Origin of the sequence: Microbispora rosea (assembly GCF_044460045.1) — a bacterium.
Classification (GTDB): domain Bacteria; phylum Actinomycetota; class Actinomycetes; order Streptosporangiales; family Streptosporangiaceae; genus Microbispora; species Microbispora rosea.
The window spans coordinates 1-1,032 of the sequence record NZ_JBITJO010000030.1; the positions used below are offsets into that span (position 1 = coordinate 1).

The following is a 1,032-nucleotide window of genomic DNA, read 5'->3' on the forward strand; positions in this document are numbered from 1 at the left end:
GGCCGCCCGGCAGACGCCCTGCCCGTGGACGAGGAGGCCGTCGAGATCCGGCGAGAGCTGGCCGCGACCTACCCCGACCGCTACCGCCACGACCTCGCCGCATCCCTGACCAACCTCGGCATCACATACTCGGAGGTCGGCCGCCCGGCAGACGCCCTCCCGGTGACCGCACAGGCCGTCGCCATCTACCGAGAGCTGGCCGTCCAACAGCCAGAACGGTTCCGGGAGCCTTACCAGAGACTTACGGACATGTTGCGCATGTTGATCCTTGAGCGTGACGATTTGGATTAGGGAGAAACTTGAGCACTTTCAGGACGGCCAATTGGTCGTCATCTCCTCGTCGGGCAGGCGTAGCCATGCCAGGCCGGACGCCTGGGGTCAAGCCGTCGTTCGCGTGTACATGCCTCCCGGTGACCTTCCGCACCAGCTGGTTGTCCTGCCCGCACTCGACAGCTTGACCTTGGGCGGCTGGTCTGGCATCCCTTCGGGGGGCCGGCGAGGAGATGACCACCTCCCACCTGCACCGCCCCAGGTCATCTCCGAGGAGGGTCGGGGGTGCAGGGGGCGGAGCCCCTTGCGGCTCTTCCCTCCGGATGCCTCGGCGAGCTGAACCGGGTCGCCCTGGTTGTCGTCCTGGCCGCGGTGGTCTTCTATCGTCTGGCGTCCGTCTCGGTGGCTGGGAGCGCGCGGGTGGCGCCGGCCGGGACCGGCCGAAGAGCCGCAGCCCGGCCGGCTGGCCGACCGGCGCGCGACGCGGGCCGCCGTAGGCGGGCCGCTTTAACTGCGTACAGAAAGTTCTCATCCGGCACGATGCCCATATGCACGGAGACTGCGCTTGGCGCGCACTCAAGGGCACCGCTAGTTCTCCTCGATCCAGTCTGCGGGGATCAGCGCCTCGCCATCAGCGCGCCATCGGTACCTCACCGCGTCGCTGAACCACTGAGCCATTTTCATCCTGATCATGCTGGTCAGGATGGGCGCAGGAGGCAGGCGGCCGGAGGAGTTGGGGTGAGGTGAGGCTCCCGGTAAGAC

The 1,032-nt window shown here is 67.6% G+C and carries 1 protein-coding gene; it reads left to right on the top strand.

What is annotated here, in order from left to right; genetic code table 11:
• The coding region (locus ACIBK1_RS40595; RefSeq protein WP_396740964.1) for a tetratricopeptide repeat protein at positions 1-291 on the top strand (291 nt) is incomplete at its 5' end.
• Between the last annotated feature and the right edge of the window lie 741 nt (positions 292-1,032).